Genomic DNA, 21,352 nt, shown 5'->3' on the forward strand with positions numbered 1-21,352 from the left:
TACCGGTGAAGCGTGCCCGTTCGATCTTCGATCCCCGAAAGGAGCGTCAGCCGCGATGCTTCGTCGGCGAGAGCCCGTACCCTTCGCCTTCCTGGCCGAGGCGGACAGGTTCCGCAGCAATGTGACCCCTCCGCCCCGTCAGCGGGCGTCCTTCGGCGAGCTGGCCGGGCGCTGGCTGCTGGGCCTCACCCTGGTCGCCGGGATCGTCGGGGCCCTGATAGCCGGCATGCCCGCGCTCTCCACGCCCTCCGACGCGCCCGCTCAGCAGTCCCAGGCGTCCCAGGAGCGCTGAGCGCGGGGCGCCGCCCCTTCCGGACGCGCACGGCTGGTGGGCGCACACCCGGCCGGATAGCCTCACCGGGCACAGCCCCCGCGAGGACCGAGTGAGGACCAGCCGTGCCCCTGCCCTTTCTGACAGCCGACCGCAGCTTCGAGACGGCAGCCGAGAGCGCGCTGCCCCATGACGACCCGGACCGCTGGCGGCGCCCCTACCGGCCCGGGCCCTGGCGGGTGGGGCTGGCCGCCCTGTGGCTGCTGCTCGCCTCGTTCATGCTGTTCGGCTCGGTGCTCACCGCGCTGACCGGCTCGGTGCCCAGCGCGGTGGCGGTGCTCGTCGCGGGTCTGCTGATCATCGCGGGCGCGCTGCGGCTGTTGCGCGTGGGGGTGTGGGTGAGCCGGCGCGGGCTGCGCCGGACCGGTTTCCTGCTGACGCGGACGCTGCCGTGGGAGCGGGTGGTGTCGGTGCGGACGGTGCAGCGGCCGGTGCGCTGGCTGGGGATGCCGCGCACGGTGCAGGGGCAGGCGCTGGCCCTCGTCCGCACGGACCTGCCGCCGGACGACACCCCGCCGCTGCTGACCACGCACACCCTGGACTTCCTGGGCCGGCCGATGGCCTTCGACCGGGCGGCGGACACGGTGGAGGCGTGGGCGGCGGAGTGCGGGCGCGGCTGAGCCCCCCGGAGCCGTCGGGGGCGCGGTGCCGGCGCGGCTGACCGCCCCGAAGGCTCGCAGGGGCCCCGGGGCGGCTCGATGGGTGGGCGGTGGCGCCCGCGGGTACGGCCGGGCGCCACAGGGCCCGTGTCAGGCCCGTACGGGCTTTCCGTCGTGCAGGGCGATGGCCCGCTGCATCGCCTTGCGGGCCCGCGGGGTGTCGCGGGCGTCGTGGTAGGCGACGGCGAGGCGGAACCAGCAGCGCCAGTCGCCGGGGGACGTCTCCGTCTCGGCCTTGCGCCTGGCGAAGACCTCGTCGGCCGAGTCACGGTCGATCCGGCCGCTGGGCAGGCGTCTCAGCTCGTCCACCGGCAGGCCGCCCTCGGCCTCCAGTTCGGCGGCCAGCTGGTTGGCCTTGCGGACGAACTCGGTGTTCTTCCACAGGAACCACAGGCCGATGACCGGCAGGATCAGCACCGCCACGCCGAAGGTGACGGTGATGAGCGTGCCGGTCTGGATGAGCATCACGCCACGGCTGCCGACCAGGACGAAGTAGAAGACCAGGACGGCGGCCGTGACGAGGTAGGTGATCTTCGCGCGCATGACGTGTTCGGGCTCAGCTCAGGTCCAGGAAGTGCTCCAGGCCGAAGGTGAGGCCCGGAGTGGTCACCACGCGGCGGGCGCCGAGCAGGATGCCCGGCATGAAGCTGCTGTGGTGCAGCGAGTCGTGCCGGACGGTCAGGGTCTCCCCCTCGCCGCCGAGCAGCACCTCCTGGTGGGCGAGCAGGCCGCGCAGCCGTACGGCGTGCACGGGGACGCCGTCCACGCTGGCGCCCCGGGCGCCGTCGAGGGCGGTGGCGGTGGCGTCCGGGGCCGGGGCGGTGCCGGCCGCCCGGCGGGCCTCGGCGATGAGCTGGGCGGTGCGCGTGGCGGTGCCGGAGGGGGCGTCCACCTTGTTCGGGTGGTGCAGTTCGACCACCTCGACCGACTCGAAGTACGGCGCGGCCAGCTGCGCGAACTTCATGGTGAGCACGGCGCCGATGGAGAAGTTCGGCGCGATGAGCACGCCGGTCTCCGGGGACCGGTCGAGCCAGCCCTTCAGCTGCGCGAGGCGCTCGTCGGTCCAGCCGGTGGTCCCGACGACCGCGTGGATGCCGTGGCGCACGCAGAAGTCGAGGTTGCCCATGACCGAGGCGGGGGTGGTCAGCTCGACCGCGACCTGGGCGCCGGTCTCGGCCAGCGTCTCCAGCTTGTCGCCCCGGCCGAGGGCGGCGACCAGTTCCATGTCCTCGGCGGCCTCGACCGCCTTGACCGCCTCGGATCCGATCCGGCCCTTGGCGCCGAGGACCGCCACGCGCAGCTTGCTCATGTTCCTGCTTCCTAACCGGTGGTGTTTCAGGCGACCGCGTCGTGCAGCCGGGCGGCCTGCTTGTCCTTGAGCGGGCCGATGACCGACAGCGACGGACGCTGTCCCAGGATGTCGCGGGCGACCGAACGGACCTCGTCCGGGGTGACTGCGGCTATCTTCGCCAGCATGTCGTCGACGGACATCTGCTCGCCCCAGCACAACTCGCTCTTGCCGATGCGGTTCATCAGCGCGCCGGTGTCCTCCAGGCCGAGGACGGTGGAGCCCCGCAGCTGGCCGATGGCGCGGGCGATCTCGTCGTCCGAGAGGCCGTCGCGCGCCACCTGGTCGAGTTCGTCGCGGCAGATCCGCAGCACGTCGTGGACCTGGCTGGGCCGGCAGCCGGCGTAGACACCGAACAGTCCGCAGTCGGCGAAGCCGGAGGTGTACGAGTACACGCTGTAGGCGAGGCCGCGCTTCTCCCGGACCTCCTGGAAGAGGCGGGAGGACATGCCGCCGCCGAGGGCGGTGTTGAGCACGCCCATGGCCCAGCGGCGGTCGTCGGAGCGGGCGAGGCCGGGCATGCCGAGGACGACGTGCGCCTGCTCGGTCTTGCGGCCGAGCAGTTCGACCTTGCCGGAGGTGCGGATCGTACGGCGGCCGTCGCGCGGGGCGATGGGCCGCGCCTGCGGGTTCTTCAGGGCGCCGGCCTTCTCGAAGGCCGCGCGGACCTGGCGGACGACCTTGGCGTGGTCGATGTTGCCGGCGCAGGCGACCACGAGGTGGGTCGGGTCGTAGTGCTTCTTGTAGAAGCGGCGGATGCGGTCGGCGGTGAGGGCGTTGACCGTGTCGACCGTGCCGAGGACCGGGCGGCCGAGGGCGTTGTCACCGAACATCGTGTGCGCGAACAGGTCGTGCACGCAGTCGCCGGGGTCGTCCTCGGTCATGGCGATCTCTTCGAGGATCGCGCCGCGTTCGACGTCGACGTCCTCTTCGAGGATGAGCGAGCCGGTCAGCATGTCGCAGACCACGTCGATGGCCAGCGGCAGGTCGGTGTCGAGCACGCGCGCGTAGTAGCACGTGTACTCCTTGGCCGTGAACGCGTTCATCTCGCCGCCGACCGCGTCGAGCGCGGCGGAGATGTCGAGCGCGCTGCGCCGGGCCGTGCCCTTGAAGAGCAGGTGCTCCAGGTAGTGCGTGGCGCCGTTCAGGGACGGGGTCTCGTCGCGGGAGCCGACGTGGGCCCAGATGCCGAAGGTCGCGGAGCGGACCGAGGGCAGCGTCTCGGTGACGATGCGCAGGCCGCCCGGGAGGGTGGTCTTGCGGACCGTGCCGATGCCGCCGGCGCCCTGGATGAGGGTTTGGGTACGGGCGACGGCCCGCGCCTCCGAAGAGGGGCGGGCCGTCGCCTTGGAGCTACGGGACGTCACTGCTCGGCGTCGTCCTTCGCGTTCTCGTCGCCTTCTTCGCCCTCGATCACCGGGATGAGGGAGAGCTTGCCGCGGGAGTCGATCTCGGCGATCTCGACCTGGACCTTCTGGCCCACGCCGAGGACGTCCTCGACGTTCTCCACGCGCTTGCCGCCGGCGAGCTTGCGGATCTGCGAGATGTGCAGCAGACCGTCCTTGCCGGGCAGCAGGGAGACGAACGCGCCGAAGGTGGTGGTCTTGACGACCGTGCCCAGGTAGCGCTCGCCGACCTCGGGCATCGTCGGGTTGGCGATGCCGTTGATCGTGGCGCGGGCGGCCTCCGCCGAGGGACCGTCGGCGGCACCGATGTAGATCGTGCCGTCGTCCTCGATGGTGATCTCGGCGCCCGTGTCCTCCTGGATCTGGTTGATCATCTTGCCCTTGGGGCCGATGACCTCGCCGATCTTGTCCACCGGGATCTTCACGGTGATGATCCGCGGAGCGTTCGGGGACATCTCGTCGGGCCGGTCGATGGCCTCCATCATCACGTCGAGGATGTGGAGACGCGCGTCGCGGGCCTGCTTGAGGGCGGCGCCCAGGACGGAGGCCGGGATGCCGTCCAGCTTGGTGTCGAGCTGGAGGGCGGTCACGAACTCCTTGGTGCCGGCGACCTTGAAGTCCATGTCGCCGAAGGCGTCCTCCGCACCGAGGATGTCGGTGAGGGTGACGTAGTGCGTCTCGCCCTCGATCTCCTGGGAGATCAGGCCCATGGCGATGCCGGCGACCGGGGCCTTGAGCGGCACACCGGCGTTCAGCAGCGACATGGTGGAGGCGCAGACCGAGCCCATGGACGTCGAGCCGTTCGAGCTGAGCGCCTCGGACACCTGGCGGATCGCGTACGGGAACTCCTCGCGCGCCGGCAGGACCGGCACCAGGGCGCGCTCGGCGAGGGCGCCGTGGCCGATCTCGCGGCGCTTCGGGGAGCCGACGCGGCCGGTCTCGCCGGTGGAGTACGGCGGGAAGTTGTAGTTGTGCATGTAGCGCTTGCGGGTCACCGGGGAGAGGGTGTCCAGCTGCTGCTCCATGCGGAGCATGTTCAGGGTGGTGACGCCCAGGATCTGGGTCTCGCCACGCTCGAACACCGCGGAGCCGTGGACCCGCGGGATGGCCTCTACCTCGGCGGCCAGGGTGCGGATGTCCGTCAGCCCACGGCCGTCGATGCGCTTCTTCTCCTTGATCACGCGCTCGCGGACCAGCTGCTTGGTGAGCGAGCGGTACGCGGCGGAGATCTCCTTCTCGCGGCCCTCGAACTCCGGCAGGAGCTTCTCGGCGGCGAGCGCCTTGACGCGGTCCAGCTCGGCCTCGCGCTCCTGCTTGCCGGCGATGGTGAGCGCCTGGGCCAGCTCGGGGCGGACGGCCGCGGTCAGGGCCTCGAACACGTCGTCCTGGTAGTCCAGGAAGATCGGGAACTCGGCGGTCGGCTTGGCGGCCTTGGCGGCGAGGTCGGCCTGGGCGCGGCACAGCACCTTGATGAAGGGCTTGGCGGCCTCGAGACCGGCGGCGACGACCTCCTCGGTCGGCGCCTCGGCGCCGCCCTCGACCAGCTTGATGGTCTTCTCGGTGGCCTCGGCCTCGACCATCATGATCGCGACGTCGCCGTCCTCCAGGACCCGGCCGGCGACGACCATGTCGAAGACGGCGTCCTCCAGCTCGGTGTGGGTCGGGAAGGCGACCCACTGGCCGCTGATCAGCGCGACGCGGACGCCGCCGATCGGGCCGGAGAAGGGCAGGCCGGCCAGCTGCGTGGACGCGGACGCGGCGTTGATCGCCACGACGTCGTACAGGTGGTCGGGGTTGAGGGCCATGATCGTGGCGACGACCTGGATCTCGTTGCGCAGGCCCTTCTTGAAGGACGGGCGCAGCGGGCGGTCGATGAGGCGGCAGGTGAGGATGGCGTCCTCGGACGGCCGGCCCTCACGGCGGAAGAAGCTGCCGGGGATCTTGCCGGCGGCGTACATCCGCTCCTCGACGTCCACCGTGAGGGGGAAGAAGTCGAGCTGGTCCTTGGGGTTCTTGGAGGCGGTGGTGGCCGACAGCACCATGGTGTCGTCGTCCAGGTACGCCACGGCGGAGCCGGCGGCCTGCTTGGCCAGGCGGCCCGTCTCGAAGCGGATGGTGCGGGTGCCGAAGGGGCCGTTGTCGATGACGGCTTCGGCGTAGTGGGTCTCGTTCTCCACTAGCGTTTTCTCCTCGTCTTCGTCCTGTGCCTGCCCGTGTGGCAGGGGGACGGCGTGTGGAGAGGCGCTCCGTGCGGTGCGGGCCGGTCTTCGATCGAAGCACCCGGGGCGTTTTCCCCGGGGGCCACTACCGAGGACCGGCGGCGACTGGGTGCGCTTCTCCTCGTTCTGTCTTCTACGCGGTGCGTTGTGCTACCACACTACAAAGCGTGAGTGACACTCCGCACGTTTCCACGTGTACGACCGTGGTCACCGTGTGCGCGGCTCAGCCCCGCATACGGCAAAGGGAGCGGTCCCCGAGGCGTCGGGAACCGCTCCCCTCATGGCGACTTACTTGGCGCCGCCGGCCGCACCGCGGCGGATGCCGAGGCGGTCGACCAGCGCACGGAAGCGCTGGATGTCCTTCTTCGCCAGGTACTGCAGCAGCCGGCGGCGCTGGCCGACCAGGATCAGCAGGCCACGGCGGGAGTGGTGGTCGTGCTTGTGGGTCTTGAGGTGCTCCGTCAGGTCGGAGATCCGACGGGAGAGCAGAGCGACCTGGACCTCGGGGGAGCCGGTGTCACCCTCCTTGGTACCGAACTCGGCGATGATCTGCTTCTTCGTAGCGGCGTCGAGCGACACGCGTACTCCTCATGGTGTGTGAGTGGCCACCGAGTGCCCCCGGTCTACATCTCGGGGGAGCTTCCGTTACTCGGGAGGCGGGGATCCGCTGGGCGCGGCCTCCAGAACAGCGAACGGTTCCGGGGGCGCGTACACAAACGGCCGTCACTCAGGGTACCAGGCGATGGCGGGCGGCTTACGCCAGGGCGGCGAACGCCGCCGGCGCGGTGGCGTGCGCCACTAGGGTGAGCCCCGGGATCGTACCTACCTCGGGAAGGGGTCGCCGCAGATGGCGGAAACGGAAGCGGAGATGAAGGCGCGCAAGGAGCGCGAGCGGGACGAGCTGTACGCGCTCGACATCTCGGGCGTGGAGTGGCACTGCGCGCCGGGTACGGAGGAGCACGAGGAGCGGGTCGAGATCGCGTACCTGCCCGGTGGCGCGGTGGCGATGCGGTCCTCCCTCGACCCGGACACCGTACTGCGCTACACGGAGGCGGAGTGGACCGCGTTCGTGCTGGGGGCGCGCGACGGGGAGTTCGATCTGAAGCCGATGGCGCACAACGGGGGCCTGGACGTGCAGTGAGCGGCACAGCAGGAAGGGGCGGCACGCGCGCGTGCCGCCCCTTTTCCGTGTCGCGAACCCGTCGAACCCGTCGACCCCGTCAGCTGGTCATGGCGCGGGCCTTGGCGTAGACGTCGAAGACGGCCAGGGCGAGCGGGATCAGGGTGAGCAGGACGAAGCCCTCCGAGATCTCCAGGAAGCGGCCCCAGAAGGGGGTCGGGCCGCCGCGCGGCAGGATCAGGCCGAGGGCCGTCACCAGGGCCGTGGCCAGGGCGATGGCCGCGATCAGCCAGATGGTGCGGATGTCGAGGTCGGTGCGGTCGCCGGCCAGCGCGGCGCGCATGACGTGCTGCGGCGGGTTGAGGGCGAGGCCGAGGCCGAGCAGCACCAGGCAGGTGAGGCCGGCGGCGAGCACGGGGGCGACCTGGGCGGTGTAGCGGAACATGCCGGCACGCATGAGCATGGCGATGCCGGTGGCGAGGGCGAGCAGCTGGGCCCAGACGTCGTCGGAGAAGCCGAGCACGGCCGTGGCGCCGACGGCGAGCAGCGCGCAGCCGCCGACCATGCCGACGAGGAGTTCGTGGCCGCGCCGGGCCTGCGCCTCGATGCGCTCGGTGTCCACCGGCTCCTGGGCGGCGGGCTCGTTGCCGTAGGCGGGGCGGGGGGCGGTACCGCCGCTGGGGTTCTCGAAGCCGATCGGCAGCCGGGCGAACCGCATGGACATGCCGGGCAGGAAGGCGAGGGCGCAGACGGCGACCGGGGCGCACAGGGCGGCGGTTTCCCGGGGGGCCCAGTCGGTGAGGGTCGCGATGAAGACGGCGACCAGGGCGACCGCGGAGGCGAAGACGAAGGCGACGAAGGGGCCGTCGCCGTGGGGTGAGCACAGGGCGAGGACGAGGGCGGCGACGAGGACGGCCGCGCACGCCAGCAGGAACTGGAGTCTGCCGATGCCCTCGCCGGCGCTCAGCGGCAGCAGTCCGCTGCCGGCGACGCCGATGTTGGGCAGCGCGCCGAGGCCGAGGGCGACGGCCGAGCCGCGGTCGTCGTAGACGCGGGCGCGGACGGCGGAGAGCACGACCAGGAGGACGCCGGTGACGGCGGCGAGGATGCCGGCCAGGCCGTGCATGTCGTGGCGCGGGTCGGCGGTCCAGGCGACGAACGCGAGCAGCGCGGGCAGCACACCGCCGCCGACGAGCCCGGCGGCCCGGGTCAGGTCGCCGCTCCACAGCTTGTGCCGCTTGGTGACGGAGGAGGCCACGGCCTCGGCGACGTCGTCGAAGACGGCCGGCGGCAGGGACTCGGCGAACGGGCGCAGGGTGAGCAGTTCGCCGTCGAGGATGCGCTGGGCGGCGAAGGACCGGGCGCTGTCCAGCACGGTGCCGTCGGTGCGGACGAGGTGGTAGCCGACCGGGGCGCCGGCCGCGGGACTCTGCTGGGACAGCCGGAGGATCTCCGGGTAGAGGTCGGCGACCGGGACGTCGTCGGGCAGGGCCACGTCGATACGGCTGTCCGGCGCGACGATGGTGACCCGGCAGAAGCCGAGTCCGGTGCCGGACCCGGAAGGGGCTCCCGTCCCGGGTCCGCCGGTGGCGGCGGCCGTCATGCTCACCTGCTGCTCCCCCTCAGTGGTGGTGGTGATGCGTCTGTGTCGTGCTCAGCGGTGGTGCTGGCGCTGTGTCGTACTCAGTGCTGGTGCTCGTGCTGGTGCTGTGTCGTGTTCGGTGGTGGTGGTGCGGCTATGTCGTGAAGGTCCCGTGCCGGTTTGCCCGGTGCGCGGCGACCCGGGTGCCGCAGGACCGGATTCCGGGGTCCTCCCGCCTCTTCATCGAGGAGTTCGTCCCGGTATATCCGGCCTCTTCGGCGTGTGCTCACGCGAACATCCGGCACCCTACCGCCCACCCGCCCCGCGTGAACTCAGTAGGATCACGCGGCGGCCCGCGCCCGCCGGACACGGGGCGGCGGGCGGAAAGCCTGGGTCGGGCAAGGGAATTGGTGAGCGGTGAGCCAGATTGTCGTCAAGCGCCCCCCTAGGGCGCTTCCGTCCGAAGTGCCCACGGAAGAGGTCGTTGTCCAGCCACCGCCCGAATTGCCGCGGGGGCATCAGGAGAGCGTGCTGATGCAGCTCCTGCCCACGCTGGGCATGGGCGGCTCGGTGGTCTTCTTCTTCACGAACGGCCAGCCGTTCATGAAGATCATGGGCATGATCATGATCGCCTCGACGGTGGCCATGTCCGTCGCGATGGTGGTCCGCTTCCGCCGCGGCTCGCAGGGCCAGCTGGCCGACATGCGCCGCGACTACCTCAGCTATCTGTCGCAGACCCGCAGGTCCGCCGTGGCCACCGCGCGCAAGCAGCGGGACGCGCAGTACTACCTGCACCCCTCCCCCGAGCAGCTGTGGGCACTGGTCGCCGAGGGCAGCCGGGTGTGGGAGCGGCGGCCCGGCGACGAGGACTTCGCGCACGTCCGCATCGGGCTGGGCGCGCAGCCGCTGGCGTCCCCGCTCATCGCCCCGGAGACGGGGCCGGTCGAGCAACTGGAGCCGCTGACCGCGGGCGCGATGCAGCGCTTCCTCGCCACGCACGGCACCGTCGGCGACCTGCCGATGGCGGTCTCGCTGCGCGCCTTCTACCACGTCACGGTCAGCGGCGAGTCGCGGTCCGTACGGGCCTCGGCCCGCGCCCTGGTCGGCTCGCTGGCCTCGCTGCACTCCCCGCAGGACCTGGTCATCGCGGTGGCCGCGGGCCGGGAGGCGCTGGCGCACTGGGACTGGGTGAAGTGGCTGCCGCACGCCCAGGCGTCCGGCACGGTGGACGGCGCGGGTTCCCGCCGGCTGATCGGCTCCGACCCGCGCGAGCTGGAGGACCTGCTGGCCACGCGGCTGACCGGCCGGCCGCGCTTCCACCCCGCCGCCGCGCCGCTGCTGGACGAGCCGCACATCGTGCTCGTCCTGGACGACCTGTCCCTGCTGCCGGACTCGGTGCTGGCGAACCCGGAGGGCCTGCAGGGCGTCACGGTCCTGGAGGTGGTGCCGGGCGAGCTGACCACGGCGGGCGGCGACCTGTCCATCGTCGTCCAGCCCGGCCTGCTGCGCCTGGAGTCCGGGCACGGCGAGGTGTACGAGGGCAGCCCGGACGCGCTGTCCTACGAGTCCGCCGAGGCGCTGGCCCGGCAGCTGGCGCCGCTGCGCATGGCCTCCGGCGGCGACGACGACGAGCCGCTGCTGGCCAACCTGGAGTTCACCGACCTGCTGGGCCTCGGCGACGCGGCCTCCGTCGACACCAAGCGGACCTGGCGCCCGCGCGCGCTCGCCGAACGCCTGCGGGTGCCGATCGGTCTCGGCGAGGACGGCCGGCCCGTGATGCTGGACCTGAAGGAGGCCGCGCAGGAGGGCATGGGCCCGCACGGCCTGTGCGTCGGCGCGACCGGTTCCGGCAAGTCGGAGCTGCTGCGCACCCTGGTGCTGGGCCTCGCGGTCACCCACTCCTCGGAAACGCTGAACTTCGTCCTCGCCGACTTCAAGGGCGGCGCGACCTTCGCCGGCATGGCGCAGATGCCGCACGTGGCGGCGGTCATCACCAACCTCGCGGACGACCTGACCCTGGTCGACCGCATGGGCGACTCCATCCGCGGCGAGCTGAACCGCCGCCAGGAACTGCTGCGCGACGCGGGCAACTACGCCAACATCCACGACTACGAGAAGGCCCGCGCGGCCGGTGCCCCGCTCCAGCCGATCCCGTCCCTGGTGCTGGTGATCGACGAGTTCAGCGAGCTGCTGACCGCCAAGCCCGACTTCATCGAGATGTTCGTGCAGATCGGCCGCATCGGCCGTTCGCTGGGCGTGCACCTGCTGCTGGCCTCGCAGCGCCTGGAGGAGGGCCGGCTGCGCGGCCTGGAGACCTACCTGTCGTACCGGATCGGTCTGCGCACCTTCTCCGCCGCCGAGTCCCGCGCCGCGCTCGGCGTCCCCGACGCCTACGAACTGCCGAACGTCCCCGGCTCCGGCTTCCTGAAGTACGGCACGGACGAGATGGTCCGGTTCAAGGCCGCCTACGTCTCGGGCGTGTACCGCTCCGGGGGCCGGCAGACGGCCCTGCCCGGCGGGCCGCTCCCGGTGGACCGCCGCCCGGTGCTGTTCACGGCCACCGAGGTGCCGGTGCGGTACACCGCGATCCCGCAGCAGCGCACCGACTCCGAGCCCGAGGTGGACGAGGCCCTGGCCGACACCGTCCTCGACGTGATCGTGCGCCGGCTGGAGGCGCAGGGCCCGGCGGCCCACCAGGTGTGGCTGCCGCCGCTGGAGAGCCCGCCCGCGCTGGACGCGCTGCTGCCGGGCCTGACGGCGGTGCCGGGCCGCGGCCTGACCCAGCCGGACTACGAGGGCGCGGGCCGCCTGGTGGTCCCGGCCGGCCTGGTCGACAAGCCGTACGAGCAGCGCCGCGACCGCCTCATGCTGGACTTCTCGGGCGCGGCCGGCCACATGCAGGTCATCGGCGGCCCGCAGTCCGGCAAGTCCACCCTGCTGCGCACCCTGATCTGCGCCTTCGCGCTCACCCACACCCCGCACGAGGTGCAGTTCTACGGCCTCGACTTCGGTGGCGGCGGCATGGCCGCGGTGGACGGCCTGCCGCACGTCGGCGGGATCGCCTCCCGGCTGGACCCGGAGCGGGTGCGCCGTACGGTCTCCGAGGTGTACGGCGTCCTCACCCGCCGCGAGGAGTACTTCCGCACGGCCGGCATCGCCTCGATCGCCGACTACCGCGCGCGGCGCGCCCGCGGCGACATCTCGGTCACCGACCAGCCCTGGGGCGACGTCTTCCTGGTCATCGACGGCTGGGGCAACTTCCGTACGGACTACGAGGGCCTGGAACCGGCGGTGCTGGACATCGCCGCGCGCGGCCTCGGCTACGGCATCCACCTCGTCATCACGGCGTCCCGCTCGATGGAGGTCCGCGCCAACCTCAAGGACCACCTGATGAACCGCCTGGAGCTGCGCCTGGGCGACGTGATGGACTCGGAGATCGACCGCAAGGTGGCGGCGAACGTGCCCGCGGGCGTCCCCGGCCGCGGTCTGTCCCCGCAGAAGCTGCACTTCATGGCGGCGGTGCCGCGGATCGACGGCCTCACCTCCGACACGGACCTGGCCGAGGCCACGGCCGCGCTGACCACGGAGGTCGGGCGGCACTGGCAGGCGCCGGGCGCCCCCAAGGTACGGCTGCTGCCGCGCCGGCTGGACGCGGCCGAGTTGCCTCCGGGCGACCGGTTCCCGCGGCGGGGCGTCGCGTTCGCGCTGGACGAGGAGAACCTGGAGCCGGTGTTCGTGGACTTCGACCAGGACCCGTTCTTCCTGATCTTCGGCGAGAGCGAGTCCGGCAAGTCCAACCTGCTGCGGCTGCTGATCCGGCAGCTGTCGCTGCGGTACGGCGGCGACGAGGCGAAGTTCTTCGTCGTCGACAACCGCCGCGCCCTGCTGGACGTGACGCCCGCGTCGCACCTGGCGGAGTACATCCCGATGTCCAGCCAGATGGACCACCACATGGCGGCGCTGGCCGACCTGATGCAGCGCCGCACGCCGACGGCGGACGTCACGCCGCAGCAGCTGCGGGACCGCAGCTGGTGGCGGGGGCCGCAGGTGTTCGTCGTCATCGACGACTACGACCTGGTCTCCACGTCCAGCGGCAACCCGCTCAGCGGACTGACGGAGATGCTGCCGTTCGCCCGCGACGTCGGCGTCCGCTTCATCATCGCCCGCTCCTCCGCGGGCGCGGGCCGGGCCTCGTACGAGCCGTTCATGCAGCGCATGAAGGAACTCGGCGCCCAGGGCCTGGTCCTGGCCGGCGACCCGGCCGAGGGCGACATCCTCGGCGGCGTCCGCCACCGCCCGATGCCACCGGGCCGCGGCGTCTTCGTCTCCCGCAAGCGGGGCAAGCCGCTGGTTCAGACGGGGTTGGTGGAAGTGGAGTACTGAGGCGCTTCCCGACCCGCGGCACCAAGCACATCCCGGATCCCGGCAGTCGCACGACTGCCGGGATCCGGCGTTCCACGGGAGCGCGTGCTCTGTCTTGCAGCGGGGGTGACACCCCATGCCTGGACGGACCGGTCACCGGCCGAGGTCTCTGTTCGACAGCACCGCCCGACTGGACCGGGGCGGGGCGGGGAGAGGAGAGGTACGACGCCGGGGGCAGATCGTGGGAGACCGCCCAGGTGAAGTGCAGGGAGGCCGATCGGCTCCGGGGAGAGTCGGCTCCCCGGCCGGGGAGTGGCCCATGGCGGTACGTAAGGCGGCCAGGGGTTGGTTCATCGGGGGCGTCGCGTCGAGCGCGCAGCCCGCGGGGGCCAGCGCGTCGTCAAGGGCGGTGATCAGGGGTGTACGGGCCTACCCGCCGCCGTGCCATGGGACGTTCGCCCAGCCGTCCTCGGTGAGCACACTCGCGCCCTGTGCGGCACGCATTTCGTCGCGCCCGTCCGTCCGGTACGACAGAGGGTGGGCACCTCCCGTGCGTGCCCACCCTTTCGCTCTGCCGTGCCGGTGTCGCCTACATGAAGTAGCTGGCGGCCTTGCGGTCGCCGCCCTGGTAGTCACCGCCGGCCGCGTGCACGACCTTGCCGATCTGGACCAGGGCCTCGTGGATGCCCTGAGCCTCGCGGTCCCAGGCGGCCTGCTGCTCGGTGTACGCGTTGTGGGCCTCGCCCTCCCACATGCTGGCGACGCCGGCGACCTTCTGCTTGATGGCCTCGAGGCCCTCTTCGAGCCGCCGCGCGTGGTTGGCCAGCTGGGTGGCCGTCTGGTCGAGACTGCCGTAGGAAACCTCGAGCTCGCCGCTGTTGTTGACGCCCATGATTGCTCCGTTGCTGAGAAGTGGTGACCTGGCGGGGATCAGTAGCTGGACAGGGCCGAGGTCGAGCCGCCGACGTTGACGTCGATGCTCTGGACCTGCGAACGGACCTCGTCCTCCGTACCGTCCTTGATCTTCCGGGTGGTGCTCATGGCCTCGATGAACTTGGCGAGGATGTTGCCGATACGGACCATGCGCTCGTTGATCTCGGTCTGCTTCGCGTTGAACGCGCCCGCGCCGATACCCTTCCAGTTGCCTTCGAGGCTGTCGATCAGGGCCTGCAGCTCCTTCAGCTGACCCTTGATGCCCTCGAAACGGTGCAGAAGCTCCTTTTCGAGGACGATGATGTCCTTGTCACTTACCTTCTGGCGCTGCGTCGCCATATCCATGCCTTTCTCTGTGAACTGACCTTGCCGAACGCTGAGTCATATGACGGGCGTCAGCACTGACGGCAAGTGGGTCTCTGCTCACTCGGCGAATGAGCAGGTATGCGGGAGACCGCTCAGGCGTTACGGCGTGCGCGCAGCACGGCGAAACCGGCGCCTCCGATGACGAGTACGGCGGCTACGGCACCGATGATCACCCAGGTCTGGGTGCCGCTACCGGAATCGGTGTCCTTGGCGGCGGCAGCGGAGGTGGGACCGCTGGCCGGGTCGGTCTTGTCCGTCGGCTTCGACGACGACCCGGAGGGCGCGGTCGAAGGACTCACGGTGGCCGTGATGTCCTCGTCCGGGTCCGTCCCGTTCTCGGCGGCCAGGGGATCCCTGTTGGCCGGGCCCGGGTTGATGCCCTTGTTGATCAGCACCCGCCGGGGACGGACAGCACCGTAGCCGAGGTACTTGCTGGGCTCAGCCTTGGGCCACTTACGAAGGGCAGTGTCGATGAGCGAGCGGAGGACCTGGTTGGCCGTCCAGTCGGGGTGCGCGGACCAGACCAGGGCTGCGGAGGCGGAGGCGATGGCGGTGGCGTTACTGGTGCCCTCGGTGCTGCAGTACTTGGTGAACGAGGTGTCGCACCAGCCCGGGATGTTGAGCCCCGGTGCCGCGAGGTCCGCCAGGTTTCCGTAGTTGGAGAACTTGCCGACCGTGCCGGTCTTGTCAATGGCCGCGACACCGATGGCATACGGGTACGCGGCAGGATAGCTGGGCTTGTTCCCCTTGTTCCCCTCATTGCCCGTGCCGGCAAAAACCAACTTACCTTTGGAGGCCGCGTACTTGACGGCGTCCTCCTCCTCGGATTCGTAGTACTCGCTTCCGATGGACAAGTTGATGATCTTGGCGTCCGTGTCGGCGGCAATTCTGATCGCCTTGGCAGAGGTAAGAGACTTCGCCCGCTCGTCCTGGTCCTTCAGCTGATCGAGTCCCACACGAATCGGAATGATTTTCGCTTGGGGAGCAAGGCCCTTGATCCCTCCGCCAGCCCCAGTACCGGCGATGATTTCGGCCATCGATGTGCCATGGCCGTCATAGTCCTGGGTGACGTGGTACTTCGCGGCCTTTGGGACCTCGTCGACCAGCACCTGCCCCTTGAGGGAAGGTGTATCCGGATTCACGCCAGTGTCGACGACAGCGACCTTCACCCCTTTGCCCGTGCTGTGCTCCCAGATCTCGTCGGCGCCCATCGCGTCCAGATACCACTGCTTGGACTGAACATCCTCCGCAGCCGCGGCTCCGGGGGCCAGGCCCGCCGACGCGATCACCAGCGTGCCCAGTACCGAGCACACAGCAGACAGCCGTCTCGCGTTCCGCCTCGTGAAGAAGGCGGTCCTCGTGCCGCGTCGGCCGGTCCCTGGCTTCATGCCTGTGTACGTCCTCGCTCGTGTTCAGTCGCTCTTCTGAGACTCGTCACGCCGCTGCTGCGACGAGCGGTGCTGTTCCGTCGAAGCAGGTCCGCCAGCGCGACCGGTCTCACCGGCCGGAGCCTGTCGACCGCCGACCGCACCACGACCCAGCCCCGCGGCGCCGGGCTCGGAGCCCTTGAGCGGGGATCCGGTGGCGTTGCGCGTCGCGCCGATGACACCCTCGGGATTGCTCGCCGACCGCAGTACGGCCTGCCCCACACCGGGTTGCGGCTTGGCCGTAGGGGCGCCCACGACTCCACGCTGGCCGTAAGCGCCCTTCGCCGGTGCGGCGGAGGCCGGTTCCTCGGCGCCGACGACCATACCGCGCGGGACACGGGGATTGGCCGTGCTTCCGGACGTACGACCCGTGACGGGCTTGCCGCCCACGACGCCGTTGCGCGCCGGACCGGTGGGGCCGGTTGTTCCCGGACGTCCTCCGGGGGTTCCGGTCGTCCTCGGCGTGCCTCCGGTGACGGGGCGTCCTGCCGCGGTACGCCCGGACTGGACGGGCCCACGTGCACCCGGCTGACCCGTCGGCGACGGGTGTCCCATGGCACGGGCGGGCTGCCCCATAGGGCCCTGCGGTCCACGGGCGCCCGGGGCGGGTCGCCCGGCCTGGCTCACCGGCCCCTGCGGGACACGCCCGGTCGAGACGGTACGCCCCGGCTGACCCGCCGGCCCCTGCGGCACTCGGCCGGTTCCGGCACCCGTGGGGCCGGTACGCCCCTGCGCGGTCACCGGGGGAGGGCCGCCCGGCCTGTAGCCGGGGGTACGACCGGTCGGCGTGACGGGAGGCCCCATCGGCCCGGTGGGCAGTGGCGGGATCGGTCCTCCGCCATTGGCCGACGGCACAGTGGGCGTCGGAGAACCGGGGGCCGGAGCGGTGGGTACCTGCGGGGGCAGGGTGGTCGTGGTGTTGATCTCCGTACCGACCTCGTGGCCGGAGGGCACGCCGGGGTCGTGCACTTCTCGGAGAGGCGGTACGTGACCACCGGTTCCTGTTCCGCGCGGGGTAGCCGGCTCGGCATGCCCCCCCGTGGCGCCTCCATGGCTGCTCGCTACGCCGTCACGCAGAGAAGGCGGCACGAAGGATCCCGCATGGCCCGGCGTAGGACCCGTGATTCTCCCGGAAGGCTTCGGCACCCCCACATCCGGAATCGGCTTGTACGGCTTCGGATCGGCATCCAGCGCCACCCCCAGCCCCGCCGCGGACACCGAATAGAACGAGGCCAACCGGTTCACCTGGTTGATCGCCTCTTGCCGGTCCTTCTCGACCTTGAGCGCTGCGGCGTAGTCCGGGTCGCCGTCGACCTGCTTGGCCTTGGGCAGGTCCTTGGGCCGCTTCTGTTCGCTCGCGGGCCGGGTGTCCCGGGGCGGCATGGAGTTGCGCACGGAGGCCAGCCCCGTGGCGGCGGCGGAGATCTCCGTGGCGGCGATATCGGCGAAGGTGGCGAGGCCCTTGGTCCAGCCGATGAGGCCGCTGGTCCACGAGTGGAACTGCTGTGCTCCCTCGCCTTCCCAGTCGACGCCCTTGAGGTTCGTCTCCAGGTCCGTCGCGGCGTCGTGGATGGCCTTCCGGGCGTCCCAGAGCGCCTTGCTGGCCGCCTCCAGGTCCTCAGGTTTGCCGTGCTGGACCAGGTCGATCATCGCGTTGAGATCGTGGTCCTCGAAGTCGGTCCTGCCCAAGGACAGCGCCGACCCCATCGGCGTGCCCCGGAAAACGTTCTGCAGACGGCTGATCCCGTTGACGGCGGCGACCTGACGGTTGGCCTGCTCGACATCGGTCTTGTACTCAGGCTTCTGCTGCCAGTTGTCACTCATTGGAGATCGCCCCCCAGGGATCCCTTGCCGCCACCGTACTCACCGGCGTGGCCCCGCTGCTGCTCAGCGGGATCGTCCTTCTGCGTCGCCGTCCGGTGTTCCTCATCGAGGTGGGAGTGGATCGCCCAGAAACGGCGCCGCACCTCTTCCTCGGTGCCGTCGTACGTGACGTCGGCCGCGTGCGCCGCGAGCGTCAACGCCTCGATCTGCAGGCCGAGGTTCTGCGATAGCGAGGTAAGGCGCTCGTGCACCTGCTCGTACTTGGAGTGCAGTTCGGTCGCTTCGTGGAACGGGATGTTCGACCCGCCGAAGGAGCTGGCACTGAGCGTGTGCTCCGCGAGCCTGGACGGACTGCCGGGAGCACCCTCGAAGGCCCTCAGCGCTTTGTCGACATCCTTCTTGAACTTACTCAGCGCATCGATGCCACGCCTCATGCCCGAGCCGCCACCGTCGCCCACCGCGACCCCTTCCCCGTTTCCCCGTTGGTAGAGCTGGACGGACCGGGCCGGCACCCGGCCGCACCACCGGTCCGTCGCGGACCACTGTAGTCACTGCCGAAATGTCGGCCAACTGAACTTCTCGACGGTTCAGTTGCGAAGCTGTCCCGAAGTGACCGACTCATGAGCCACCGGATACCGACAAGGCGGTCAATAACGACAGAAGGGTTTCGTTTTCTACGCAGAAGCTTCACACGCGCGTGGTGGCCGAAGCTGTCCGAGTGGCCCGGAGCGGAACTCGGCAACCCCGGAACGATGCCCCTGAGCAGCGCCCTCCGCCGAATTTTCACGACCGACAGGTCGCACATGGCGGACATGGCACACATTTTCCATGGCGTTGGTTGCTAGGTTGTGCCGGCACCGGACTAACCACGGGGGAAGGGGCCCTTCCATGGCCTGGGACGAATGGGAGCAGCTCAAGGCGGAGGCTGCCCAGGGGCAGTCGGCACAGATGCGGCTCAACCATGTCGACGGGGGCGGTGGCACGTACGGTCCCTATGTCCTCCCCAGCAAGACCGGTGACCTCAAGGTCGGTCACAAGGACCTGGAGAAGATCGGCAGCGCGGCCCACCATCTGTACGACCAGCTGTGGGACAAGGCCCGCGTGGCGACCCCGAGCAGCGACTCCGCGGCCGGCGACCTCACCAAGCAGGGCTTCGCCCTCGGCGCCGGCCTCCAGCACGTGTCGAACCGCTGGGAAGAGCAGTTGAAGTCCCTGATGGACGCCTGCGCCCAGATCTCCAACCACATGCAGACCACCAAGGCCGTGCACGCGAACGACGAGCACTACATCCAGCGCCAGATGAGCAGCATCGACGCCCTGGACGACGGGTTCGACGAACGGGTGGGGGCGCCGGGCAAGAAGAACGACTACGGGGACGACGGCAAGGACAAGGGCAAGAAGAAGGAATAGCGGCGTCGGGTTGTTGACGACGCAGACGATCACACCGCCGCCACGCTATCCCCGGGACGAGCTCCAATGGACTTCAACGCTCTTTACCACGCCAACTTCAAGCTCCTCGACGACGCCGTCAGCGACTGGTCGACACTGGTCAAGCACCTCGCGGACTTGAAGAAGGACGCCGAGGACGATCTGCACAAGGCCGCCAACGCGGCCGACTGGGCCGGTGTGAACGCCCAGGTCTCGAAGCAGTTCATCGGCAAGACGGCCGGCGAGTTCGGCGACGCCCACACGCAGGCCACCACCATCTACAAGATCCTGCTCGACACCCGGAACGAGTTGAAGACGTTCCACCAGCAGCTGACGGACGCCGTCTCGCGCGGTCAGAAGAAGAACCTGACCGTCGCCGACGCGGGTGGCGGCAAGTTCACGGTCACGGGCAACACCCGGCCCGACTGGGGCTCGGACCCGAGCGGCAACAAGAGCGCGACCAACCAGAAGGACGTCGACGACCTCCGCGACGAGATCCAGGGCATCCTCAGCAAGGCCACGGAGAGCGACAACTCGGCCAAGGACGTTCTCACGGCGATCGTCGACCAGGCCCGGATGGGGTTCTCGGACGCCAGTTACAAGGACAGGGACAGCGCGGCAGCGGCCGTCAAGGAAGCCGACGAGCTGGCGAAGCTGGCCAAGAAGGACATCGACGACCTGTCGGTGAAGGACTTCGACCGGCTCAACGCGGGACTCAAGAAGTACCACGATGATCCGTTGTTCTCGGAGCGGTTCGCGAAGGACCTCGGGCCGGCCAAGACTCTGTCCTTCTGGGCCGACGTCAGTGACCCCCAGGTCGCCTGGGACGTGCACCATGAACGCCGTGACCAGCTGGGAGAGCTGCAGAAGAACCTCGGTCTCACGCTCGCCACGGCCAGCCAGAGCGACACGGCCGACATGACCGAGTGGAAGCGGCGCATGGTCGACATGGGCGACCAGGAGGTCGGCGGCAAGCGCGGCGGCCTGCTCGGGTTCCAGGTCATGAGCAACCTCATGCGCGTCGGTGATTACGACGACGACTTCATGAAGCAGTACGGCAAGAGCCTCATGGAGACCGAGCGGAAGTTCACGCATGACGGAAAGCACACAGCCTGGCAGCGGATAGGGCCCAGCCCCTATCTCAACCACATGAAGGGGGACTCCGGCTTCGACCCCTTGTCGGGCTACCTCAAGGGCCTCTCGAACAACCCTGGCGCCGCGACCGACTTCTTCAACGACGACTTCATCCCGAAGGACGGCGACCACAAGACCGCGGTCTCCAACTTCAAGTACCTCTTCGAGGACCGTCACTGGCCGCAGGAGAGCAACAGCGACCTGAGCCGCGGCGAGAGCACGGACGGCTACAACAACCTCGCGTCCGCATTGGAAGCCGCCACGACCGGGCATCCCGCGGGAGAGATCCCCACTCAGGACACCGCTCCCCACACCAAGGAACAGGCCAAGCTGTTCAACGCCATCGTCTCGTCGGTAGGAGACGACCCTGAACGGCTCACTGATCACAATGTCATGTCCGACAGCATGGGGCAGATCGCTTCCGAATACCTTCCGGACATCAACCGCGCCACGACAGACGTGAGCCGGGACTCGGAGGACTGGAAGCAGATCGAGAAGCTCTATCCGATCGCCGGCGCCGATTCCGAGGTCAAGCACCGGGATGTGAGCAAGTTCCTGTTTGCCGTGGGGCAGGATCCGCGAGGCTACGCAGCCGTCGAGGTGGGGCAGCAGGCGTACATGTCCAAGCTGATGGAGTATCACCTGAATCCGGATCTGCCGGCGGATCAGCGTTTCTCCCAGGATCAGGAGACCACGGTCAAGTACATCGCCCAGCGCTCCGGCGAAGTGTCGGGCGTCCTCGGCCTCGGGCGGCAGGAAGAAATCGCGAAGCCTGCCGGCGACAAGGATCACGACTTCGACTACAGCGTCTCCCAGCGCAAGAACGCGATCTCGGGCGGAGTGGGAACGGTCGTGGGTGTCGGCACGTCGTTCATCGCGACTCCCTGGGTCGGCGCGGCTGTCGGCAGTGGGGCCGGTACGGCCACCAGCGTTCTTCTGGAGCGCATCTACAAGGACGCCGAAGGGCATGCCCTCGAGAAGGCCGCCGATGAAATGGGAAGCCGCTGGCAGGCCGGCCTGGAGAAAAACAACGAGTATGTGGCAATAGGCGCGCAAGAGGCCGCCAAGCGCTACCACCTGTCGAACGGGGACGACATCGGTACGTGGTCGCGTGAAGGGGCTCGGCAGGGCTACATCAATGCCAACGACATTCTGCAGGGTCAGGCGCCCGGCAGCAGAACGACCTCCTGACATCGAGCCATGACGAGAATGC

Annotated in this window: 17 protein-coding genes; 6 read left to right on the forward strand and 11 right to left on the reverse strand. The window is 69.9% G+C overall.

What is annotated here, in order from left to right; genetic code table 11:
- Positions 1-55 precede the first annotated feature (55 nt).
- Positions 56-292, forward strand: a complete 237-nt coding sequence (locus ACSURM_RS10535; protein ID WP_436954738.1) for a hypothetical protein — start codon at positions 56-58, stop codon at positions 290-292.
- A 104-nt stretch (positions 293-396) separates the two neighbouring features.
- Positions 397-951 (forward strand): hypothetical protein, encoded by a 555-nt coding sequence (locus ACSURM_RS10540; RefSeq protein WP_436954739.1) that lies wholly within the window; start codon positions 397-399, stop codon positions 949-951.
- A 129-nt stretch (positions 952-1,080) separates the two neighbouring features.
- On the opposite strand, the gene ACSURM_RS10545 is transcribed toward ACSURM_RS10540, so the two are convergent.
- From ACSURM_RS10545 to rpsO, 5 genes are all read right to left on the reverse strand, one after another.
- The gene (locus tag ACSURM_RS10545) at positions 1,081-1,533 is read right to left on the reverse strand and encodes a tetratricopeptide repeat protein (protein WP_436954740.1); all 453 of its coding nucleotides are present in this window, start codon (positions 1,531-1,533) and stop codon (positions 1,081-1,083) included.
- A gap of 13 nt (positions 1,534-1,546) precedes the next feature.
- Positions 1,547-2,299, reverse strand: coding sequence for a 4-hydroxy-tetrahydrodipicolinate reductase (gene dapB, locus ACSURM_RS10550; protein WP_289972429.1), 753 nt, complete (start codon positions 2,297-2,299; stop codon positions 1,547-1,549).
- Positions 2,300-2,325: 26 nt separating this feature from the next.
- Positions 2,326-3,705, reverse strand: a complete 1,380-nt coding sequence (locus ACSURM_RS10555) for a M16 family metallopeptidase (RefSeq protein ID WP_436954741.1) — start codon at positions 3,703-3,705, stop codon at positions 2,326-2,328.
- A complete protein-coding gene (locus ACSURM_RS10560) occupies positions 3,702-5,921 on the reverse strand; it encodes a polyribonucleotide nucleotidyltransferase (protein WP_436954742.1) in 2,220 nt (739 codons plus the stop codon). Before ACSURM_RS10560 ends, ACSURM_RS10555 begins: the two co-directional genes overlap by 4 nt.
- 330 nt (positions 5,922-6,251) lie before the next feature.
- A complete protein-coding gene (gene rpsO / locus ACSURM_RS10565; RefSeq protein ID WP_030784803.1) occupies positions 6,252-6,542 on the reverse strand; it encodes a 30S ribosomal protein S15 in 291 nt (96 codons plus the stop codon).
- A 268-nt stretch (positions 6,543-6,810) separates the two neighbouring features.
- Here rpsO and ACSURM_RS10570 point away from each other — a divergent pair, with 268 nt between their 5' ends.
- Positions 6,811-7,104 carry a DUF397 domain-containing protein gene (locus ACSURM_RS10570; RefSeq protein ID WP_030619136.1) on the forward strand — a complete coding sequence of 98 codons (294 nt, stop codon included), beginning with the start codon at positions 6,811-6,813 and terminating at the stop codon, positions 7,102-7,104.
- Between the two features lie 79 nt (positions 7,105-7,183).
- Here ACSURM_RS10570 and eccD read toward each other — a convergent pair whose 3' ends face one another.
- Positions 7,184-8,686: a type VII secretion integral membrane protein EccD gene (eccD, locus tag ACSURM_RS10575; RefSeq protein ID WP_436961028.1), complete on the reverse strand. Its 1,503-nt coding sequence runs from the start codon at positions 8,684-8,686 to the stop codon at positions 7,184-7,186.
- Between the two features lie 396 nt (positions 8,687-9,082).
- Here eccD and eccCa point away from each other — a divergent pair, with 396 nt between their 5' ends.
- Positions 9,083-13,048, forward strand: coding sequence for a type VII secretion protein EccCa (eccCa, locus tag ACSURM_RS10580; RefSeq protein WP_436954744.1), 3,966 nt, complete (start codon positions 9,083-9,085; stop codon positions 13,046-13,048).
- Positions 13,049-13,616: 568 nt separating this feature from the next.
- Here eccCa and ACSURM_RS10585 read toward each other — a convergent pair.
- The 5 genes from ACSURM_RS10585 to ACSURM_RS10605 form a co-directional block, all read right to left on the reverse strand.
- Positions 13,617-13,919, reverse strand: a complete 303-nt coding sequence (locus ACSURM_RS10585) for a WXG100 family type VII secretion target (protein WP_189997523.1) — start codon at positions 13,917-13,919, stop codon at positions 13,617-13,619.
- A gap of 38 nt (positions 13,920-13,957) precedes the next feature.
- The gene (locus tag ACSURM_RS10590; RefSeq protein ID WP_359046356.1) at positions 13,958-14,299 is read right to left on the reverse strand and encodes a WXG100 family type VII secretion target; all 342 of its coding nucleotides are present in this window, start codon (positions 14,297-14,299) and stop codon (positions 13,958-13,960) included.
- Between the two features lie 119 nt (positions 14,300-14,418).
- A complete protein-coding gene (locus tag ACSURM_RS10595; RefSeq protein ID WP_436954745.1) occupies positions 14,419-15,639 on the reverse strand; it encodes a S8 family serine peptidase in 1,221 nt (406 codons plus the stop codon).
- A gap of 99 nt (positions 15,640-15,738) precedes the next feature.
- The gene (locus ACSURM_RS10600) at positions 15,739-17,577 is read right to left on the reverse strand and encodes a hypothetical protein (RefSeq protein WP_436954746.1); all 1,839 of its coding nucleotides are present in this window, start codon (positions 17,575-17,577) and stop codon (positions 15,739-15,741) included.
- A complete protein-coding gene (locus ACSURM_RS10605) occupies positions 17,574-18,035 on the reverse strand; it encodes a hypothetical protein (protein WP_436954747.1) in 462 nt (153 codons plus the stop codon). Before ACSURM_RS10605 ends, ACSURM_RS10600 begins: the two co-directional genes overlap by 4 nt.
- A 430-nt stretch (positions 18,036-18,465) precedes the next feature.
- On the opposite strand from ACSURM_RS10605, the gene ACSURM_RS10610 reads away from it, so the two are divergent.
- A complete protein-coding gene (locus ACSURM_RS10610) occupies positions 18,466-18,987 on the forward strand; it encodes a hypothetical protein (protein WP_436954748.1) in 522 nt (173 codons plus the stop codon).
- Between the two features lie 66 nt (positions 18,988-19,053).
- Positions 19,054-21,330, forward strand: a complete 2,277-nt coding sequence (locus ACSURM_RS10615; RefSeq protein ID WP_436954749.1) for a hypothetical protein — start codon at positions 19,054-19,056, stop codon at positions 21,328-21,330.
- The last annotated feature ends 22 nt before the right edge of the window (positions 21,331-21,352 follow it).

It is taken from the genome of Streptomyces sp. SudanB182_2057 (assembly GCF_964272715.1).
Classification (GTDB): Bacteria; Actinomycetota; Actinomycetes; order Streptomycetales; family Streptomycetaceae; genus Streptomyces; species Streptomyces rubradiris.

Coding starts and splice junctions, on each gene's coding strand:
- dapB (WP_289972429.1), bottom strand. CDS start 2,299: ATGAGCAAGCTGCGCGTGGCGGTCCTCGGCGCCAAGGGCCGGATCGGA.
- eccD (WP_436961028.1), bottom strand. CDS start 8,686: ATGACGGCCGCCGCCACCGGCGGACCCGGGACGGGAGCCCCTTCCGGG.
- ACSURM_RS10570 (WP_030619136.1), top strand. CDS start 6,811: ATGGCGGAAACGGAAGCGGAGATGAAGGCGCGCAAGGAGCGCGAGCGG.
- ACSURM_RS10585 (WP_189997523.1), bottom strand. CDS start 13,919: ATGGGCGTCAACAACAGCGGCGAGCTCGAGGTTTCCTACGGCAGTCTC.
- ACSURM_RS10600 (WP_436954746.1), bottom strand. CDS start 17,577: ATGAGTGACAACTGGCAGCAGAAGCCTGAGTACAAGACCGATGTCGAG.
- ACSURM_RS10545 (WP_436954740.1), bottom strand. CDS start 1,533: ATGCGCGCGAAGATCACCTACCTCGTCACGGCCGCCGTCCTGGTCTTC.
- ACSURM_RS10615 (WP_436954749.1), top strand. CDS start 19,054: ATGGACTTCAACGCTCTTTACCACGCCAACTTCAAGCTCCTCGACGAC.
- ACSURM_RS10610 (WP_436954748.1), top strand. CDS start 18,466: ATGGCCTGGGACGAATGGGAGCAGCTCAAGGCGGAGGCTGCCCAGGGG.
- ACSURM_RS10535 (WP_436954738.1), top strand. CDS start 56: ATGCTTCGTCGGCGAGAGCCCGTACCCTTCGCCTTCCTGGCCGAGGCG.
- ACSURM_RS10590 (WP_359046356.1), bottom strand. CDS start 14,299: ATGGCGACGCAGCGCCAGAAGGTAAGTGACAAGGACATCATCGTCCTC.